The organism is Xanthomonas sp. LF02-5 (assembly GCF_034105325.1).
In the GTDB taxonomy this organism is placed as follows: Bacteria; Pseudomonadota; Gammaproteobacteria; order Xanthomonadales; family Xanthomonadaceae; genus Xanthomonas_A; species Xanthomonas_A sontii.
In genome coordinates this window covers 316,759-335,704 of sequence record NZ_JAXGGF010000003.1, presented here as the reverse complement: position 1 = coordinate 335,704, position 18,946 = coordinate 316,759, and the positions used below count along the sequence as shown (strand labels likewise).

Here is an 18,946-nt window from a genome sequence, read left to right as displayed (position 1 = left end):
GTTGATGCAGCGCATCTGGGGAAGACGGCGGGTAGGGATCGCGTGCTACGCGTTTGCTGAGGCCTGCTCTTGTGTCCGCATGCAGCTGCGGTCGTGAAGCGGTGTCGGATACCGACTTGAGCTGCGATTCATCGGGTCGATCCGGTCCACGTTGCGTGCCTTCGTTGCGCGCCGTAGCCACCGGAGGTGCGTGACGCCACGCGTCGCGGCACAGCCGACCGAGAGAGTTTGGGGAGCCTGCCATGCCAATCCGCCCGTGCTTCGCGCACATGCCTGAGTCTTCACGCCGGTGGTTGGCGGCCGTCGCGGCATCGGCGCTGTGGTGCGCGGGCAGCGGCGCGGCTTGCGCGGCCGATCCCGGCTTCGCGTCTTCGTTCGAGCGGGGCGACCCTGCGCCCGCGTCGGCCAAGCAGTCCGACAAAGCGGCTCTCCAGGTCACCATCGGCAACGGCCCCGAGCAGCCCTACGCGGCCAAGGCCGGCATGGGCTACACCGGGCTGCATGCGCTGCACTATCGCGCTAATGCAGCAGGGCACGCACAGCTTTTTGCGGTCGATCTTCCGGTGGAGCCGGACACGGTGCTGTCGTGGATGGTGCTGCCGGAGATCGTCCACGGCGATACGGTGGCGTCGACCGGTGTGGCGGTGGATCTGTTGTTCGACGATGGGCGCCGCTTGTCCGAGTTGGGCGTGGAGGATCAGCATGGTGCGCTGGTCGGTGCGGCGGGGCAGGCGGCGTCGCAGACGCTGTATCCGCAGCAGTGGGCATTCAAGCAGGTGCGGCTGGGTGAGGTGGCGGCGCTGCGCGGCAAGCGCATCCGCGCGATCGAGCTGCAGGTGCAGCCCGGTGCCGGCAAGGTGGCGTCGGGCTGGATCGACGATGTCGCGGTGCGACGCGAACCAGTGCCGCAGGTGGCGCGGCGGCCCAGCGACGAGGTGGTGACCACGCGCGGCACGCAGTCCAACGGCACGTTCTCGCGCGGCAACAACATCCCGGCCACGGCGATGCCGCACGGCTTCAATTTCTGGGTGCCGGCGACCGATGCGGGAACGCTGAGCTGGCTGTACCGCTGGAACGAGCAGAACGGCGACGACAACCGGCCGCGGCTGCAGGCGCTGTCGATCAGCCACGAACCCAGCCCGTGGATGGGCGATCGCCAGACCTTCCAGGTGATGCCCTCGTCCACGCGCGGGGTGCCGGAGGCGGACCGCGCGAAGCGCGCGTTGTCGTTCGGCCACGACCGCGAGGAGGCGCGCCCGTATCTGTATCGGGTGGACTTCGACAACGGCATCCGCGCGGAGCTGACGCCGAGCGAGCGTGCGGCGATCTTCCGCTTCCGCTTCCCCGAGGGCGGCGATGCCAATCTGCTGTTCGACAACGTCGATGCACGCGGCGGGCTGACCCTGGATGCGGCGACGCAGACGCTGCGTGGTTACTCGGACACGCGCAGCGGGCTATCCAATGGCGCCACGCGCCTGTTCGTGTATGCGCGCTTCGACCGTCCGTGGACGGCCAGCGGCAAGATCGCCACCGGGCGCCCGACTGGCTACGTCAAGTTCGCGCCGGGCGCGGATCGCACGGTGGTGATGCGCATCGCCACCTCGCTGATCTCGGTGGAGCAGGCGCAGCGCAATCTGCAGCAGGAGATCGGCGACGCCGGGTTCGAGCTGGTGCAGTCGCGTGCGCAGGACGCGTGGGACGCGGTGCTGGGGCGGATGCAGGTGCAAGGCGCCAGCCATGACCAGCGGGTCACGGTGTACTCCAATCTGTACCGGTTGTTCCTGTATCCGAACATCGCCCACGAGAACGTCGGCGATGCGGCGCATCCGGATTGGCGGCATGCCGACCAGAACAGTTGGTCCAAGGACAACACCGGCGGCGATGCCGAGCGCACCGCGGCGCCGATCCTGCCAGGCAAGGTCTACGTCAACAACGGCTTCTGGGACACCTTCCGCACCAGTTGGCCGGCGTATGCGCTGTTCGCGCCGGAGCAAGCCGGGGCGATGATCGATGGTTTCCTGCAGCAGTACCGCGACGGCGGCTGGGTGGCGCGCTGGTCCTCGCCGGGCTATGCGGATCTGATGGTCGGCACCAGTTCCGATGTGGCCTTCGCCGATGCCTGGCTGAAGGGCGTGCGCGGGTTCGATCCGCGCGAGGCCTATGCGGCGGCGCTGCGCAATGCCACGGTGGTGCCGCCGGTGTCGAATGTCGGCCGCAAGGGCCTGGCCCGCTCGATGTACCGCGGCTATGCCGCCAACGACGTGCACGAAGGGCTGTCGTGGACGCTGGAGGGCGCACTCAACGATTTCGGCCTGGCGCAGATGGCGCAGGCGCTGGCGGAGCAGGAACAGGAGCCGCAGCAGGCACAGCGTTACCGCGAGGAAGCCGAGTACTTCCGGGTCCGCGCCACCGATTATGTGTATCTGTTCGACCCGGCCACGCGTTTCTTCCGTGGGCGTACGCCGGCTGGCCAGTGGAGTACGCCTGCGTCGAAGTTCGATCCGCGCGTATGGGGTGGCGACTACACCGAGGCCAATGCCTGGACCTTCGCCTTCACCACCCCGCACGACGCGGCCGGCCTGGCCGGGTTGCTGGGCGGCGAGGACGCCATGGCGGCGCGGCTGGACGAACTCTTCGCCACGCCGGAGACCGCGGACAAGCGCTTTGCCGGCAGCTACCGCGGCGTCATCCACGAGATGACCGAGGCGCGCGACGTGCGCATGGGCATGTACGCGCACAGCAACCAGCCCTCGCACCATCTGCCGTGGATGTACGTGGCGGCGGGGCAGCCGTGGAAGACCCAGCGCCTCACCCGCGAGGTGCTGCGCCGGCTGTACCTGGGCAGCGAGATCGGCCAGGGCTATCCGGGCGACGAGGACAACGGCGAGATGTCGGCGTGGTACCTGTTCGCCATGCTCGGGCTGTATCCGCTGCGGATGGGCGCGCCGGAGTACGTGATCGGCTCGCCGGCGTTTCCGCGTGCCGAGGTCGATCTCGGCAACGATCGCAAGCTGGTGGTGATCGCGCGCAACAACAGTGCGCGCAACGTGTACGTGCAGTCGCTCACGCTCAACGGCAAGCCGTGGAACAAGGCCTGGCTGCGCCACCAGGACATCGCCGACGGCGCCACGCTGGAGTTCGTGATGGGGGCGACGCCCTCGCGCTGGGGGAGCGGCGCGGACGCGTTGCCGCCGTCGCTGACGCCGCCGGGCCGCGCGCCGCGCGGGCTGGAGGATGTGGCGTCGCAGGCCGTGGCGGTGTCGCTGGAAGGGCAGCCCAAGGCCACGGCCCTGATCGACGACGATGCGACGACGGCGCTGCCGCTGCCGCAGGGCGCCACGGTCGAGCTTCGCTTCGCCAAGCCGCAGCGTGCCACGCACTACACGTTGACCAGCGCCGACGCCGCGATGTCCGGTCTGGCGTGGACGCTGGAAGGGCGCCGCGACGACGGCACGTGGACGCAACTCGACCAGCGGCAGGCGCAGGCATTCGCCTGGGCGCGACAGTTGCGGCCGTTCCGCATCGCCACGCCGGGTGCGTACAGCGCGTACCGCCTGCGCCTGGAGGCTGGCGAAGGCGTGGCGCTGGGCGAGATCGAGCTGCTGCGGCCGGTGACACGGCAGGCCATGCCATGAACACGCGACAGCGCTGCGCATCGCCCACTGCAGCACTCGTCGAACGCATTAGCGCTGTTGCGCGGCAGCATGCGCTGCGCCAAGCGCTGTGATACTTAGTTTTTCAACGGATTAGAACGATCCAATTAAACGGGACTGTTGCGAGGGGAGGGACCGCACGACCGGCATGCCGCGATGGCGCCGGATGTCTTCACTACAACGATGCACGCATGTTCGTTCGGTCTGGATCGAGCGACACCCATGCGTGCCGCAAGCCGATCAATCTTTGGGAGAGGATGATTGACATGAATTGCAAGCCATATGCACGCCACCGTAGCCCCTTGTCTGCGGGTATCGCCATCGCGCTGCTCGCCAGCGCCGCCTCCACCACCGCCTTCGCCCAGCAGGCCGACGGCACGCCGGCCCCCACGGGTCAGGCCGAGGTCAAGGCCACCGACCTGGATGCGGTGACGGTCACCGGCTACCGCTACGCGATCGAGAAGAGCCTGGAGCAGAAGCGCAACGCCAACGCCGTGGTCGATGTGATCACCGCCGAGGATGTAGGCAAGTTCCCCGACAAGAACGTGGCCGATGCGCTGCAGCGCGTACCCGGCGTGGTCATCACCCGCGACGGCGGCGAAGGCAAGAACGTCAGCGTGCGCGGCCTGTCCTCGGAGCTGGTGCTGACCGAATTGAACGGCAACTACATCGCTACCGCCGAATCCAACGGCGACCCGACGCGCTCGTTCAACTACACCCTGCTGCCGTCGAACCTGCTCGGCAGCGCCGAGCTGTACAAGACGCCGGAAGCGCGCATCGACGAAGGTGGCATCGGCGGCACGGTGATCCTGCAGACGCGGCGCCCGCTGGAGCTGGAGCCCAATTCCGGCTTCGTCTCCGCCGAGGGCGTGTGGTCGGACAGCAGCAAGAAGACCGATGGCCAGTTCTCCGGCTCGTACTCGTGGCACGACCAGGACAACCGCTTCGGCGTGTTCGTGGGGTACACGCAGCAGAAGCGCACGGCGCGCACGCTCAACGCCAGTACCGAGAATTGGCAGTGGTACGGCGCTAACGAGGTCGGCCCGGCGGTCGACGTCAACGGCAGGCCATCCGACTTCAAAGGCGACTGGTGGGGTGGCACCGGCTTCTGGGACCAGAACGGCCAGTACTACACCGGCTTCATGATGCCGACCGCGGTCAGCCTGGACGTCAAGCAGGAAGAGCGCGAGCGCAAGGGCGGCCAGCTGACCTTCCAGTTCAAGCCCACCGACGACCTGACCCTGACCGCGAACTACTTCCGCTTCGACCTGTCGCAGAACTCGCAGACCAACACCATCAAGATTCCCGAGTGGAACATTGCGCGCTACTACGGCGACGGCAACTGGCGGGGCGGCCGTCTGCTCGACGGTCTGCAGTTCGATCCCAGCGGCACCATCGTCACCGGCGCCGCCTACAGCCTGCATCCAGGCAAGACCTATTACTGCAACGAGATTCAGGCCGCCGCGGCTGGCCTGCCAAAGGACGGTTGGGGCTCCGACGACTGCACGGTGCCCACGCCGCAGATCACCGGCAGCTACAACATCGAGAAGTCGCTGTCGCAGACGGTGGACCTGGGCGGCGAGTGGCGCGGCGAGAAGGTGGACGTGTCGTTCAAGGCCGGCCGCACCTGGGCCAAGGGCGGGCCGGAACTGCAGTTCTCGCTGCCGATCAAGCCGCGCCGGCAGAACGCCGACGGCAGTTGGACCAACGGCAACTTCGCCAGCGCTTGGGACCTGACCGGCACGCCGACCATGACCTTCTCGCCGGAGCTGATGCAGAACCTGCGCGACGGCATCCTGCAGGTCGACCTGGGTTCGACCGGCTCGTCCTGGACCCGCAACACCAACCAGCAGCAGTACGCGCAGATCGATACCACCTGGCACATGGACGGCGCCTTCTTCGACTCGCTGCAGTTCGGCCTCAAGCGCCGCGACGGCGGTATCCACCGCAACACCGGCAACAACTACTGGGTGTGCCCGGGCACCGACCCGAGCGACTACAACAACCGTTACTGGAACGGGCGCTGCAACGCGCTGGCCACGCAGTTCTCGCCTGACCTGCTGTTCCCGCTGGACAACCTGGCCGGCGGGGTGAAGTCCAGCGCGTTCCCGGCGATCAACTTCCCCGGCTACATCGGCTACTTGAACCAGACCTACGGCGCGATGCAGACCCGCAACGAAGACAACTTCGTCTACAACGTCGACGAGAAGATCTATTCGACCTACCTGCAGCTCAACTTCCACACCGAGCGCCTGCGCGGCAACGTCGGCGTGCGGGTGGCGCGCACCGGTCAGCATGCCGATTCCACCGACAAGGTGACCGCCTACAACGATTATTTCTTCGATGGTGCCGACGGCAATCCGCTGGCCTGTCAGCAGGGCGCGGCCATGCCCGCGGGCGCGCCAGCCGATACCTACTGCGGCACCGAAGGCTATTGGCGGCTGTCCGACACCGAGCAGCGCACCGAGTCGTTCGTGGTCAGCGCGCTGGACCGCAAGTACACCGACGTGCTGCCGAGCTTCAACCTGGCCTACGACCTGACCGAGAACCTGCTGCTGCGCGCGGCGGCGTCGAAGGTGATCGCACGGCCGAGCTACAACGCCATCGCCGCGCCCGGCAGCCTGGAGTACTACAGCCCCGAGTACGTGGCCGACCGACGCCTGACCGGCGGCGCCAGCGAGCAGGGCTGGTACGGCTCGGGCAGCAACAAGAAGCTGGAGCCGTACAAGGCCAACCAGTTCGACCTCGGACTAGAGTGGTACTTCCAGCCGGGCTCGGTGGCAGGCGTGGGGCTGTTCCGCAAGAACGTGGAGAACTTCTCGGTCGACGTGATCAGCGACGTCAACATGCTGATCAACGGCCAGACGGTCACCGTACAGAACTACAGCACCAAGGCCGGCGGCCAGGACGCGGTGTCGCAGGGCGTGGAGCTGTACGCGCAGCACACGCTGCCCTCCGGCCTCGGCGTGCAGTTCAACTACACCTACAACGATGCCAGCAAGGCCGCGGTGCGGCTGGAGGACGGCACCGAGGTCGGCAAGACCTCGATGCCGGGCAGCGCCAAGAACCAGACCAACCTCACCGTGTTCTACGAGACCGACCGGCTGCTGCTGCGCGCCTCGTACAACCGCCGCGGCGAGCTGGTGCAGGGCCTGGTCAATGGCTTGAACGTGTACGAGGAGCCGTACTACCAGATCGATCTGAATGCGGCGTACAACATCACCCCGGCGCTCAGCCTCACCGCGTCGGTGCTCAACCTGACCAAGCAGGAGTCGCGCCAGCACCTGGGCGACGACACCCGGGCGCGCTTCTACACCGGCGGCTACGCCGGGCGGCTGGCGTACCTGGGGCTGACCTACAAGTTCTAGGCTGCAGCCTGTCGTGCCCATGTCCGCCGCGCGGCGGTCGGCATGGGCGCGACGGTCCGGCGACGGCCGGGCCGCCGTTTTCGCCGTCCACGACCGCGCCGTCGCGCTTGCCGCGGTCGTCCACTACAGGATCCATCGCATGACGTCTTCCCCGCTGCCCTCCCTGCTGCGCACGTTCGCCCTGTCCTTGCTGCTGGTGACGCCGGCACTGGCCGCCGCGCCGCGGCTCAGTGCCGAGGTCAACACCTTCATCGGCAGCAAGGACGACGGCAACACCTTCCCCGGTGCGTCCGCTCCGTTCGGCATGATCCAGGTCAGCCCGATCGGCGCGCACTACGCCGGCTGGCGCTACGACGATCCGCAGATCCGCGGCTTCGGCCACTCCTTCCTGTCCGGCGCCGGCTGCTGGGAGCAGGGCGGCCAAGTCTCGGTGCTGCCGGTCACCGGGCGTATCGGCCCAGGCAGCGCGTTCGATACGGGCGACCCGAAGGCGTTCGACCACACCCGCTATGGCGCGCGCTACCAGCACGACGGCGAGCGCGGCCAGGCCGGCTACTACAAGGTGCGGCTGACCGATTACGGCGGCATCGATGCCGAAGCCACCGCGCTGACCCGCGCCGCGGCCGAGCGCTATACCTTCAGCACCTCGGGCGAGGGCCACGTGCTGGTCAACATCGGCCAGGCCAACGCCCGCCATACGGTCACCGGCAGCACCCTGAACGTGGTCGGCGACCGTGTTGTGGAAGGCAAGCTGGTGACCCAGAGCTTCTGCGGCGGGCACCAGTACACCACCTGGTTCCGCTTGGAGTTCGATCGCCCGTTCAAGGCCTTCGGCACCTGGGGCGAGGCCGGCGGCGTGCCGGGCTCGCGCCATGGCATGGAGGGCGAGGGCAAGCCCAGCGGCGCGTGGCTCACCTTCGACCTGAGCAAGGGTCGCGCGGTCACCGCCATCTCGGCGATCTCGCACGTGGACGCCGAGGGCGCGCGCAACAACCTGCGCCGCGAGGGTATGGTCAATGGCCGCCTGCTCGGCTTCGACGCGATGCGCGCCCGCGCGCAGCAGGCCTGGGACAAGGAACTGGCCAGCGTGCGCGTGCAGGGCGCCAGCGGCGACGACCGCGTGGTGTTCTACACCGCGCTCTACCACGCGCTGCTGCAGCCGCTGACCGGCAGCGACGCCGATGGCCGTTACCGCGGCTACGACGACGGCATCCACCACGCCGACGGCTGGACCTACCACGAGTTCTTCTCGCTGTGGGACACCTATCGTGCGCAGAACCAGTTGCTGGCGTTGCTGCGGCCGCAGCGCGCCGCCGACATCGGCCGCTCGATCCTGGCGATCAATGCGCAAGGCGGTTGGCTGCCGCGCTGGGGCTATGCCAACTTCGAGACCAACGTGATGACCGGTGACCCGGTCACGCCGTTCCTGGTCGACCTGTGGCGCTTCGGTGCGCTGCAGGGGCGCGAGGCCGAAGCCTATGCCGCGCTGCGCCGCAATGCGTTCGAGATGCCGCCGTTGAATTCGCGCCACGCCGGGCGTTCCGGCAATACCAATTACCTGGCGAAGGGCTTCGTGCAGTACGACCGCGCGTTTCCGTCCAAGGGCATGGATGTCGACCCGCACCACGGCGGCTCGGCGACGCTGGAGTACGCACTGGCCGATTGCGCGCTGTCGACGATGGCCGGTGCGCTGGGGCTTGCCGAGGACGCGGCGGTGCTGAACCGCCGTGGGCGCAACTGGCGTTCGATCTGGGATCCCTCGGTGCGCGATACGCAGACCGGCTTCACCGGTTTCCCGCGGCCGCGCACCGAGGATGGGGCGTGGTACACGCCGGCGGATGGCCATTACGATCCGCGTTCGCAGCACGGTTTCCACGAAGGCACGGCCTGGCAATACCAGTGGCTGGCGCAGCAGGACGTGCCGGGCCTGGTGGAGGCGATGCACGGGCCGGAGCAGACCGCGCGCCGCCTGGATACGTTCTTCGCCTACGACGCGCTGCTGGCCGACCCGGCCGGCGCCGCGCGCAAGGAATGGGTGATGGGGCCATACAGCTACTACAGCCAGTTCCGCTACAACCCCAACAATGAGCCGGACCTGCATGCGCCGTGGATGTACACGCTGATCGGCCAGCCGTGGAAGACCAGCACCGTGCTGCATGCGGCGCAGACGCTGTTCACCAATGCGCCCAACGGCGTCACCGGCAACGACGACCTGGGCACGATGTCGGCGTGGTATCTGTTCAGCGTGATGGGCCTGTACCCGGCGGTGCCCGGGACCGGGCAGTTCCTGCTGCACGCGCCGCGCTTCTCGCGCATCGAACTGGACGTGGGGCCGGGCCGTACGCTGCGCATCGATGCGCCGCAGGCCGGCGACGGCAAGCTGCGCTACGTCGGTGGCGTGTCGCTGGACGGCCGCGCGCACGCGCCGGTGTGGCTGGACTGGGCGCAGTTGCGCCAGGGCGGCCGCCTGCGTTTCGACCTGCGCGATGCGCCGCAGCCGCAGGGCTGGGGCACGCAGCCGCAGGACCTGCCGGTGTCGCCGTGCGCGGCGCCGCCGTCCGCCGCCAGCCTGGGCTGGCGCTGAGTCCGTGCCGTCGCGCGGCAGGCGCGCGCAGCCGATGGTTTACGCTGCGCATCTCGTCCGAAGGGAAGCGATCCGATGAGCCAGAAGCGTCCACCCGGAACCGGATCCGCAGGCTCCAAGGCGGCCAAGGCCGCCGCGCGCAAGGCGGCGCCGGTTGCGGCGGAGCATGCGGACAAGCCGAAAAAGGCCACAAAGACCGCACCGGCCGCCGCCGCGCGCGACCGCCAGCGGGTGGTGACCGTCACCGACATCGCCGATGCGGTCGGCGTCTCGCGCGCGACCGTGTCGCTGGTGCTGCGCGGCAGCCCGCTGGTGCATGCCGACACGCGTGCGCGCGTGGAAGCGGAACTGAAGCGGCAACGCTATGTCTACAACCGCGGCGCCGCCAATCTGCGCCGGCGTACCTCGACCTGCGTGGCCCTGGTCATCAACGACCTGGCCAATCCGTTCTTCGCCGAGTTCGCCGCCGGTGTGGACGAGGCGTTGGGCGAGCAGGGCTACGTGACCCTGCTCGGCAGCACCGGCGAATCGCCCGCGCGGCAGCAGGCCGTGCTGGCCTCGCTGATGGAACACACGCCGGCCGGCGTGATCCTGTCGCCGGCCGAGGGCAGCGACGCCGCCGAACTGCACACGGTGCTGGACGCACGCGCGAACGTGCTGCTGTTCAACCGCGAACTTGCCGGCGCCGACGACTGGGGTTTCCTCGGCCTGGACAACCAGCGTGGCGCGCGACTGGCCACCGAGCATCTGATCGCGCTCGGCCACCGCCGTATCGCCTTCTACGGCGGCCATGCCGATTCCAGTTCCTGCCGGCAGCGTCGCGCCGGCCACGCGCAGGCGATGCGGCAGGCCAGGCTGCCGGTCGATCCGGCCTGGCTGATCGAGTCCGCGCCCAATCGCCTGGAAGCGGCGGCGCGCCACGGTGAACTGTTCGCCCACGACGCACCGCCCACCGCAGCGGTCTGCTACAACGATACGGTCGCGCTCGGCCTGATGCTGGGCCTGCTCGCGCGCGGCATCCGTCCGGGCCAGGACTTCGCGATCACCGGCTTCGACGACATCCCCGAGGCCGCGGTGAGCACGCCCGCGCTGACCACGCTCGCCGCGCAACCGCGCGCCCGCGGCCGCCAGGCGGCGCAACTGGTGCTGGAGCGGCTGGATGCGGCCGCGCCGCCGCGCAGGACGATCGTGCCGGTGAGCCTGTCGGTGCGCGAGAGCAGCGGCGCGCCGGTCGCGCGCAAGCGCACCTAGCACGGCGAACGCGGCGGCGGCCGCCGCGACGATGCGCGATGGCACTCGGTGCGCGCAGTGCCATCGCGACGCCCTCTAGACAGAGGCGGGCAGATAGTGGGTTGCACCCTCACAGCGGCGCGTCCCGCGGGTTCGTGCTGAGCGAGCGCTTCGCCCCCTTCTTCCTTTCGTCGAGAGCCGTCTCATGCATCTGCAGACTGCACCGCGCCGTTCCGTGGTGGCCAACGCCTTCTACGGCCTGCTCAATCCCATTCCGTTCGGCTGCTTCGTCGCCGCGCTGATCTTCGATATCGTCTATGCCCGCAGCGGCGTGATCCTGTGGACCAAGGCGGCGGCCTGGCTGATCGCGATCGGGCTGGTCATCGCCATCGTGCCGCGCCTGATCAACCTGGTGCAGGTCTGGATCACTGCGCGGCGCTCCACGCTGCCGATGGAGCGGCTCGACTTCTGGCTGAACCTGCTCGCCATCGTCGCGGCCATCTTCAATTCCTTCGTGCACAGCCGCGACGCGTATGCGGTGGTCCCGGCAGGGCTCTGGCTCTCGATCCTCACGGTCGCGTTGTTGGCGATCGGGCATGTGCTCATCGCCATCCGCACCACGCCACGCGAGGGTTACGTCCATGGCTAAGCGCCTGTGCCTGTCCGTTTTCGCGCTGAGCGGCGCAGTGGCCCTGGCCGCCTGCGGCGGCAAGGCCTCGCTCGAGCCCACCCAGCAGGCGGGCAACGCGCCGCCGCTGCCGCAGCCGCGCAACTTCCTGCTGCCTCCGATGCAGGTTCCCGAGGGAGTGGGCTGGAAGGAGGGGCAGGCGCCCACGGTGGCGGCTGGCCTGAAGATCGAGAAGATCGCTGGTGGCCTGAAGCATCCGCGCCAGCTGTACGTGCTGCCCAACGACGACGTGCTGGTGGTGGAGGCCAATTCGCCAGGGATGGAACCCGTCACCACGCCCAAGCAACTGATCGCGGGGCTGGTCCAGAGCCGCTCCGGCAAGAGCGCCAAGGGCGGCAACCGCATCACCCTGCTGCGCAGGACTGCGGACGGCCGGTGGGAACAGCATGCGTTCCTGAAGGGGCTGCACTCGCCGTTCGGGGTGCAGCTGATCGGCGATGCGCTGTACGTCGCCAACACCGACAACATCATGAAGTTCCCCTACGTCCCCGGCCAGACCGAGATCACCGCGCCCGGCACGCTGTTCGCCGATCTCCCCGGCACCATCGAGCACCATTGGACCAAGGCGCTGCTGGCCAGCCCCGACGGGCGCAAGCTGTACGTCGGCGTGGGCTCCAACAGCAACATCGGCGAGAACGGGCTGGACGTGGAGTACCGCCGCGCGGCCGTCCTGGAAGTGGACGTGGCCTCGGCCAGCAGCCGCATCTTCGCCTCGGGCATCCGCAATCCGACCGGACTGCAGTGGGAGCCGCGCACCGGCAAGCTGTGGGCGATCGCCAACGAGCGCGACGAGATCGGCGCCGATCTGGTGCCCGACTACCTGACCTCGGTGCAGGACGGCGGCTTCTACGGCTGGCCGTACAGCTACTATGGACAGAACGTGGATGTGCGGGTCAAGGACCAGCGCCCGGACCTGGTGGCCAAGGCGATCAAGCCGGACTACGCGCTGGGCTCGCATGTGGCAGCGCTGGGCCTGTGGTTCTCCCGCGGCGATGCGCTGCCGGCGAAGTACCGCGAGGGTGCGTTCGTGGCCGAGCACGGCAGCTGGAACCGCTCGCCGCTCAGCGGCTACCAGGTGGTGTACGTGCCGTTCCAGCAGGGCCGGCCGGTCGGCCCGCCGCAGACCGTGGTCAGCGGCTTCCACTCGAAGGACGAGTCGCAGCTATACGGCGCACCGGTCGGCCTGGCGCAGGACAAGGACGGCGCGCTGCTGATCGCCGACGATGTCGGCAACAGCGTCTGGCGTGTGCGCTTCTGACCGGTTGCAGGTTGTGCCGAGCACTGGCGAGCGGGTGGAGTGGTTCTGCGTGACGCTGGACCCATCGCTGTCTCCGGCCGCTGCCGAAGTGCGGCGGCACACTCGGGACTCTGCGCGGCCGGAACGCAGAGACCATGTGGAACGAAAAAGCGATCTGCCCGACTTCGACTCGGCAGCGCGTTGATTCCACACACTTGGCACACTTTCAGTTCAGGCGTATCCAGTCCAGCGCCACCAGCATGCGGACCGCTTCGACGAGCGCTTGCTGCGTCTGTTCGGAATCGGCCGTGGTCCTGGAAGCGAGTAGATGTGCATGCAGTTGATGCGCGGGGAGCGCCTGCCCGGGATGCGCCACCTGCAGCCGGCGCGCGGCCTGGAACACCGTCATGATGTCCTCGGCCTGGTCGATGTTCCTGATCTGTGCGAACAGGTCCACGGCTTTCGCGATCTCGGTGTCGTAGGGTGCATACGCCGCCGCGAACCGCGCATGCTCCTTGTCTTACTGCGGCGAGGCGCGCAGTGCCATGGTCCGCCCCTGCGGCTGCTCCTGCAGCCAGTTGCGGTTGGCCAGGTCGGTCAGGATCGGCCGGACGTCGCCCTGGCGCGGGCCGCGGCCGGCAGTGCCGAACGTCAGTCCGGTCGGTACGCCCAGTTCGGTCATCGCCCAGCAGAGCGTCTGGAACAGGGTGCGCCCGATCGGCCGCGCTTCCGGCCGGGCCTGCAACCGCCGCAGCACTTCCATGATCGCGATCCAGCCCGGCTGGGGTGCCGTACGTTTGCCAACGCCCTCGGTCGAGGTGTTGGCCGGCCGCGACAGGAAGGCGGTTTCGAGTTGCGCCAGCGGCGTGCCGTACGGCGCATAGACCTCGATGTCGACCGGCAGGTGCGCCAGCGTGCGGTAGATCAACGGGCCGACCTCCTCCCAGGCCAGGCCGCCGTTGCCGCAGCCGAGCGGCGGCAGGGCAAGACTGCGCACGCCCCATTCGCGCAGATGCGCGGCGAGGTGGTCCAGCCCTGCCGCGATGTCCTCCAGCCGCGACGGCGAGCGCCAATGGCGCTTGGTCGGGAAGTTGAGAATGCGGATGCCGCTGGCGTCGTCGTACAGATAGGGCTCGCCGATACGCACGCGGCCTTCCCGGCAGCGCACGGCATAGTCCTCGAACATCGCCGGGTAGCGCCGCTTGAACGCCTGCGCGATGCCCTTGCCCATGATGCCGGCGCAATTGACCGCATTCGCGTGGACGTGGGCGTGGCTGGCGAACAGGTCGCCGATTCGTGCCTTGAACATGGTGCGATCCATCGATGGAGAGATCCCCGTGGTGGCGCCTGTCGCTTGCCCGCACTGACAGGCACCGCGTGTGCGGTAGTGCTGTCCGCGGCCTGGCCCAGAAAGGCCGGCGAGGTGCTGCTGACGTCAGCGCATGTGCGCACCTGGCTGTCCTGCAGCAAGGGGCGGCCAGGGCAGCAGCGGGGAGCGCGCAAGCATGCGGCAGCGGCGTCTCACCTCCTGAGATCGGGCGAGGCCAGGAGAAGAGGTGCTGCTCAGTGCCGATCGACGGCAGCGATTCTTTTTCGTGGGAGCGGCTTCAGCCGCGACAGGCATTCCCAGTGATGCCTCGTCGCGGCTGAAGCCGCTCCCGCAGGCGCTTGCGGCGAGCCAGTCGTGTGCACTGTGGGAGGGACTTCAGTCCCGACGCATTGCGCCATCGGAAAAGCACACCACGTCGCGCGGCCCGGCTGCACGACAGTTGACGGCCACAACGGCAGCGGCAGCGCCGATCTAGTTCTCGGCAGACGCACCCCCGCCGCGTCGCGCACGCCAGCGCGCCACCCGCTCCTGCAGCCCCACCACGCAGACGAAGAATGCCGGCACGAAGAAGATCGCCAGCACGGTGCCGCTGACCATGCCGCCGAACACACCGGTGCCGATGGCGTGCTGGGTCTCGGCGCTGGCGCCGCTGGCCAGCATCAGCGGCACCACGCCCAGGGCGAAGGCCAGCGAGGTCATCAGGATCGGGCGCAGGCGCAGGCGCGCGGCGTTGGTCGCCGCCTCGAGCAGGCCCTGGCCGTCGCGATGCAGTTGCCGGGCGAACTCGACGATGAGGATGGCGTTCTTCGCCGACAGGCCGATGATGGTGATCAGGCCGACCTTGAAGAACACGTCGTTGGGCAGGCCGCGCAGCATCACTGCGGCCACCGCACCGAGCAGGCCCAGCGGCACCACCAGCATCACCGACAGCGGGATCGTCCAGCTCTCGTACAGCGCCGCCAGCACCAGGAACACCACCAGTGCCGACAGCAGCATCAGCAGCGGCGCTTGCGCGGCCGACTGCCGCTCCTGCAGCGATTGCCCGGTCCAGGCCACGGCGAAGCCCGGCGGCAGTTGCGCGGCCAGCCGTTCCATCTCGGCCATGGCCGCGCCGCTGGACACGCCAGGCGCGGCGCCGCCGGTGATGCGCACGGCCGGGAAGCCCTGGAAGCGCGCCAGCTGCTGCGGCGCGTCGGTCCAGGTGGCGGTCACCACTTCGCGCAGCGGCACCATGCCGCCCTCGGTGCTGCGCACGCGCAGGCCCAGCACGTCGTCCAGTTGCATGCGCGACGCGGCGTCGGCCTGCAGGATCACCTGCTGCATGCGCCCGGCGTTGGGGAAGTCGTTGACGTACAGCGAGCCCATCGCCGCCGACAGGGTGTTGCTGATCGCGGAGAACGGCAGGCCCATGGCTTCGGCATGCTGGCGGTCGATCTCCAGGCGGATGCTCTTGCCCGGCGGCAGCCCGTCCTGATACACGCCGCTGACCACCTTGCTGCCCGCGGCCAGTTGCAGCAGCTTCGCCTGCGCCGCCATCAGCGCGGCCTCGCCGCGGTTGCCGCGGTCCTGCAGGTACAGGGTGAAGCCGGAAGAGGTGCCGAGCTCGTCGATGGCCGGCGGCAGCAGGCTCATCACCGTGCCCTCGGGCAGGTCGGCCATGGCCTGCTGCACGCGGTCGGCTTCGTCGCTGGAGGTGGCGCCGTCGCGCTGGTCCCAGTCCTTGAGCATGGTGAAGGCCATGGCCGCGTTGGTGCCCGAGCCGGAGAAGCTGAAACCCAGGATCACCAGGTTGGAGGCCAGCGCCGGGCGCGTGGCGACGTGCCGCTCGAACGCCTTGACCACCGCCAGCGTGCGCTCGCTGGTGGCATCGGTGGGCAACTGGATCGAGGTCATGAAGTAGCCCTGGTCCTCTTCCGGCAGGAACGCCGAGGGCAGCACGCGCATGGCGAAGACCAACGCCACGCACAGGACCGCGAACACCGCCAGCACCTGCGCGCTGCGCCGCAGCAGCCGCGCCACGCGTGCGGCATAGCTGCCGGTCAGGCGCTCGAAGCCGCGGTTGAACGCGCCGAAGAATCCGCGCTTGGCATGATGGCCGGGCGCGATCGGGCGCAGCAGGGTGGCGCACAGCGCCGGGGTCAGGGTCAGCGCCAGGAACGCCGAGAACAGGATCGACACCGCCATCGCCAGGGTGAACTGCTGGTAGATCACGCCCACCGAGCCGCTGGCGAAGGCCATGGGGATGAACACCGCGGTCAGCACCAGGGTGATGCCGACCACCGCGCCGGTGATCTCGCGCATCGCCTTGGTCGTGGCCTGCCGCGGCGGCAGGCCTTCGCTGGCCATGATCCGCTCGACGTTCTCCACCACCACGATGGCGTCGTCGACGATGATGCCGATCGCCAGCACCATGCCGAACATCGTCAGCACGTTGATCGAGAAACCGGCCAGCAGCATCACCGCGAAGGTGCCCAGCAGTGCGATCGGCGCGACGATGGCCGGGATCAGCGTGTAGCGCACGTTCTGCAGGAACAGGTACATCACCAGGAACACCAGCACCATCGCTTCGAGCAGGGTCTTGACCACCTGCTTGATCGAGAGCTTCACGAACGGCGCGGTGTCGAACGGGATCGAATAGCGCATGCCGGTCGGCATGCTCGCGGCCAGTTCCGCCAGCCGTGCCTTCACCGCCTGCGCGGTGCGCACCGCATTGGCGCCGGGCGAGAGCTGGATCGCCGCGCTGGTGGCGGGAGCGCCGTCCTCGCGGTTGGAGAAGCCATAGGACTGTGCGCCCAGCTCCACCCGCGCCACGTCGCCCAGGGTCACACGCGCGCCGCCGCTGTCGGCACGCAGCACGATGGCGGCGAACTGCGCGGGCGTGGTCAGTTGCCCGGCCACGGTCAGCGGCACGGTCAGGCGTTGTCCGCGCACGGTCGGCTCGTCGCCGAGGCGGCCGGGCGCGATCTGCGCGTTCTGCTGTTCGATCGCCTGCGCCAGTTCGGTCATGGTCATGCCGTAGGCGACGAGCTTGTCCGGGTCCACCCACACGCGCATGGCCTGCTCGGCGCCGAACAGCTGCACGCGGCCGACGCCGTCGATGCGCCGCAGTTCCTGCACGATGTTGCGGGCCAGGTAGTCGTTGAGCGCCACCTCGTCGTAGCGGCCGTCCGGCGAGGTCAGGCCGACCAGCATCAGGAAGCCGGACGCGGCCGATTCCACCTGCAGGCCGTTCTGCCGCACCGCCTGCGGCAGGCGCGGCTCCACCGCCTTGATGCGGTTCTGCACGTCCACCTGCGCCAGCTCCGCATTGGTGCCGGGCTTGAAGGTGGCGGTGATCTGCGCGCTGCCCGAGGTGTCCACCGTGGACTCGAAGTAAAGCAGGTTCTTGACCCCCGACAGCTCGCGTTCGACCAGGCTCACCACCGAGTCGTTGAGGGTCTGCGGCGTGGCGCCGGGGTAGGACGCGATCAGCGACACCGAGGGCGGCGCCACCGAGGGATAGCGCGCCACCGGCAGCTGGCCGATGGCCAGGGTGCCGAACAGCACGATGAACAGCGCGATCACCCAGGCGAAGACCGGGCGTTCGATGAAGAACTGTGGCATGGCGGCGTTCCCGGTTCAGTCCGCGGCGGCGGTGGCGACCACCGGCGGCTGCCACGCACGCGCCTTCACCCGGGCGCCGGTGCTGAGCCGGTCGATGCCTTCGACCACCACCTGCTGCCCGGGTTGCAGGCCGGCGACGACACGGTAGTGCCCCTGCACCAGTTCGCCCAGCTGCACCGTCGCGCTGTGCGCCTGCGCATTGGCGTCCAGCACCCACACCTGCGCGCGCTTGCCGACATGGGTGATCGCCTGCTGCGGCACGCGCAGCGCCTGCGCGTAGTGGGCGCGCGGCACCCGCGCCCGCACGTACATGCCTGGCAACAGGCGCCGTTGCGGGTTGTCGACGAGGATGCGCAGCAGCACATCGCCGGTGCCGGCATCGACGGTGATGCCGGAGAACAGCACGCGCCCGCTCAGTCCCGAGGGCGTGCCGCTGCGGTCGAGGATCTGCGCCGGCAGGCCGTCGTCGCCGGTGGCCTGCGCGCGCGCGGCCGGATCCAGCGGGTCCAGGTCGCTGGCGGACTGGCGCACGTCGACGTAGACCTGGTCGATCTGCTGGATCACCGCCATCGGCGCGCTGTCGCTGGGCGAGACCAGCGCACCCTCGGTGAGCAGTGCCTGGTCGATGCGGCCGTCGATCGGTGCGTCGACGGTGGCGAAGGCCAGGTCCAGGCGCCGCCGCGACAGCGTCGCCTTGGCCTCGGCGACCGCCGCGGCGGCCTGGCTGCGCTGCGAGGCGGCGTCGTCGTACATCTGCCGGCTGACCATGCCGGATTCGACCAGCCGCTGTAGCCGGGCATGCTGCACGTCGGCAAGCACCTGCGCGGCCTCGGCACGGTGCAGTGCGGCTGCGGCGGTGTCCATGTCGGCCTTGAACGGTGCCGGGTTGATCTGGAACAGCGCATCGCCGCGCCGCACATCGGCGCCCTGCTCGAAGAAGCGACGCTGCACGATGCCGCCGACCTGTGGGCGGATCTGTGCGCTGCGCAGCGCGGCCACGCGGCCGGGCAGGTCCACGCTCACCGTCATCGGCGCAGGGTGCAGGGTCACCGCGGTGACCTGTACCGGCGCGGCCACCGCTTGCGGCTGCGCGCCGCCGCCGCAGCCCACCAGGGCCAACGCCAGCGCGCCGCCGAGTCCCAGAGTCCGTACCTGTTGCCGCATGCCCATGCCTCGTGCCTCGTCGCTGCCGCCGCGGATGCGGCGGACGCCAAAGCCGCGCATGGTCGCGGCCGCGGGTTGCGCGGCGTTCG

Annotated in this window: 10 protein-coding genes; 6 read left to right on the top strand and 4 right to left on the bottom strand. The window is 69.1% G+C overall.

Annotated features, from left to right (window positions below; translation table 11 throughout):
- Window positions 1–269: 269 nt before the first annotated feature.
- The 6 genes from SLW52_RS10550 to SLW52_RS10525 all read left to right on the top strand — a co-directional run bounded on the left by SLW52_RS10550 (window position 270) and on the right by SLW52_RS10525 (window position 12,781).
- Window positions 270–3,635 (top strand): GH92 family glycosyl hydrolase, encoded by a 3,366-nt coding sequence (locus tag SLW52_RS10550; protein ID WP_320740192.1) that lies wholly within the window; start codon window positions 270–272, stop codon window positions 3,633–3,635.
- A 284-nt stretch (window positions 3,636–3,919) separates the two neighbouring features.
- Window positions 3,920–7,021 (top strand): TonB-dependent receptor, encoded by a 3,102-nt coding sequence (locus tag SLW52_RS10545; protein WP_320740193.1) that lies wholly within the window; start codon window positions 3,920–3,922, stop codon window positions 7,019–7,021.
- Between the two features lie 139 nt (window positions 7,022–7,160).
- Window positions 7,161–9,605 carry a GH92 family glycosyl hydrolase gene (locus SLW52_RS10540; RefSeq protein WP_320740194.1) on the top strand — a complete coding sequence of 815 codons (2,445 nt, stop codon included), beginning with the start codon at window positions 7,161–7,163 and terminating at the stop codon, window positions 9,603–9,605.
- Between the two features lie 75 nt (window positions 9,606–9,680).
- Window positions 9,681–10,856: a LacI family DNA-binding transcriptional regulator gene (locus tag SLW52_RS10535; protein ID WP_320740195.1), complete on the top strand. Its 1,176-nt coding sequence runs from the start codon at window positions 9,681–9,683 to the stop codon at window positions 10,854–10,856.
- 184 nt (window positions 10,857–11,040) lie between these two features.
- Complete coding sequence (locus tag SLW52_RS10530) at window positions 11,041–11,484, top strand: DUF2231 domain-containing protein (protein WP_320740196.1); 444 nt, start codon at window positions 11,041–11,043, stop codon at window positions 11,482–11,484.
- On the top strand, window positions 11,477–12,781 hold the full coding sequence (locus SLW52_RS10525; RefSeq protein WP_320740197.1) for a sorbosone dehydrogenase family protein: 1,305 nt from the start codon (window positions 11,477–11,479) through the stop codon (window positions 12,779–12,781). Before SLW52_RS10530 ends, SLW52_RS10525 begins: the two co-directional genes overlap by 8 nt.
- A 205-nt stretch (window positions 12,782–12,986) precedes the next feature.
- On the opposite strand, the gene SLW52_RS10520 is transcribed toward SLW52_RS10525, so the two are convergent.
- From SLW52_RS10520 to SLW52_RS10505, 4 genes are all read right to left on the bottom strand, one after another.
- Window positions 12,987–13,217 (bottom strand): hypothetical protein, encoded by a 231-nt coding sequence (locus SLW52_RS10520; protein ID WP_320740198.1) that lies wholly within the window; start codon window positions 13,215–13,217, stop codon window positions 12,987–12,989.
- A gap of 63 nt (window positions 13,218–13,280) precedes the next feature.
- Entirely contained in the window at window positions 13,281–14,069 is a 789-nt protein-coding gene (locus tag SLW52_RS10515) for a macro domain-containing protein (RefSeq protein ID WP_320740199.1), read from the bottom strand.
- A gap of 492 nt (window positions 14,070–14,561) precedes the next feature.
- Window positions 14,562–17,693 carry an efflux RND transporter permease subunit gene (locus SLW52_RS10510; RefSeq protein WP_320740200.1) on the bottom strand — a complete coding sequence of 1,044 codons (3,132 nt, stop codon included), beginning with the start codon at window positions 17,691–17,693 and terminating at the stop codon, window positions 14,562–14,564.
- A gap of 15 nt (window positions 17,694–17,708) precedes the next feature.
- Window positions 17,709–18,917, bottom strand: a complete 1,209-nt coding sequence (locus tag SLW52_RS10505; protein ID WP_320740201.1) for an efflux RND transporter periplasmic adaptor subunit — start codon at window positions 18,915–18,917, stop codon at window positions 17,709–17,711.
- Between the last annotated feature and the right edge of the window lie 29 nt (window positions 18,918–18,946).

Bases quoted from the DNA above. Each gene is read 5' to 3' on its own strand.
- SLW52_RS10535 (WP_320740195.1), top strand. From the start codon at position 9,681: ATGAGCCAGAAGCGTCCACCCGGAACCGGATCCGCAGGCTCCAAGGCG.
- SLW52_RS10530 (WP_320740196.1), top strand. From the start codon at position 11,041: ATGCATCTGCAGACTGCACCGCGCCGTTCCGTGGTGGCCAACGCCTTC.
- SLW52_RS10545 (WP_320740193.1), top strand. From the start codon at position 3,920: ATGAATTGCAAGCCATATGCACGCCACCGTAGCCCCTTGTCTGCGGGT.
- SLW52_RS10515 (WP_320740199.1), bottom strand. From the start codon at position 14,069: ATGTTCAAGGCACGAATCGGCGACCTGTTCGCCAGCCACGCCCACGTC.
- SLW52_RS10540 (WP_320740194.1), top strand. From the start codon at position 7,161: ATGACGTCTTCCCCGCTGCCCTCCCTGCTGCGCACGTTCGCCCTGTCC.
- SLW52_RS10505 (WP_320740201.1), bottom strand. From the start codon at position 18,917: ATGCGCGGCTTTGGCGTCCGCCGCATCCGCGGCGGCAGCGACGAGGCA.
- SLW52_RS10525 (WP_320740197.1), top strand. From the start codon at position 11,477: ATGGCTAAGCGCCTGTGCCTGTCCGTTTTCGCGCTGAGCGGCGCAGTG.
- SLW52_RS10550 (WP_320740192.1), top strand. From the start codon at position 270: ATGCCTGAGTCTTCACGCCGGTGGTTGGCGGCCGTCGCGGCATCGGCG.
- SLW52_RS10510 (WP_320740200.1), bottom strand. From the start codon at position 17,693: ATGCCACAGTTCTTCATCGAACGCCCGGTCTTCGCCTGGGTGATCGCG.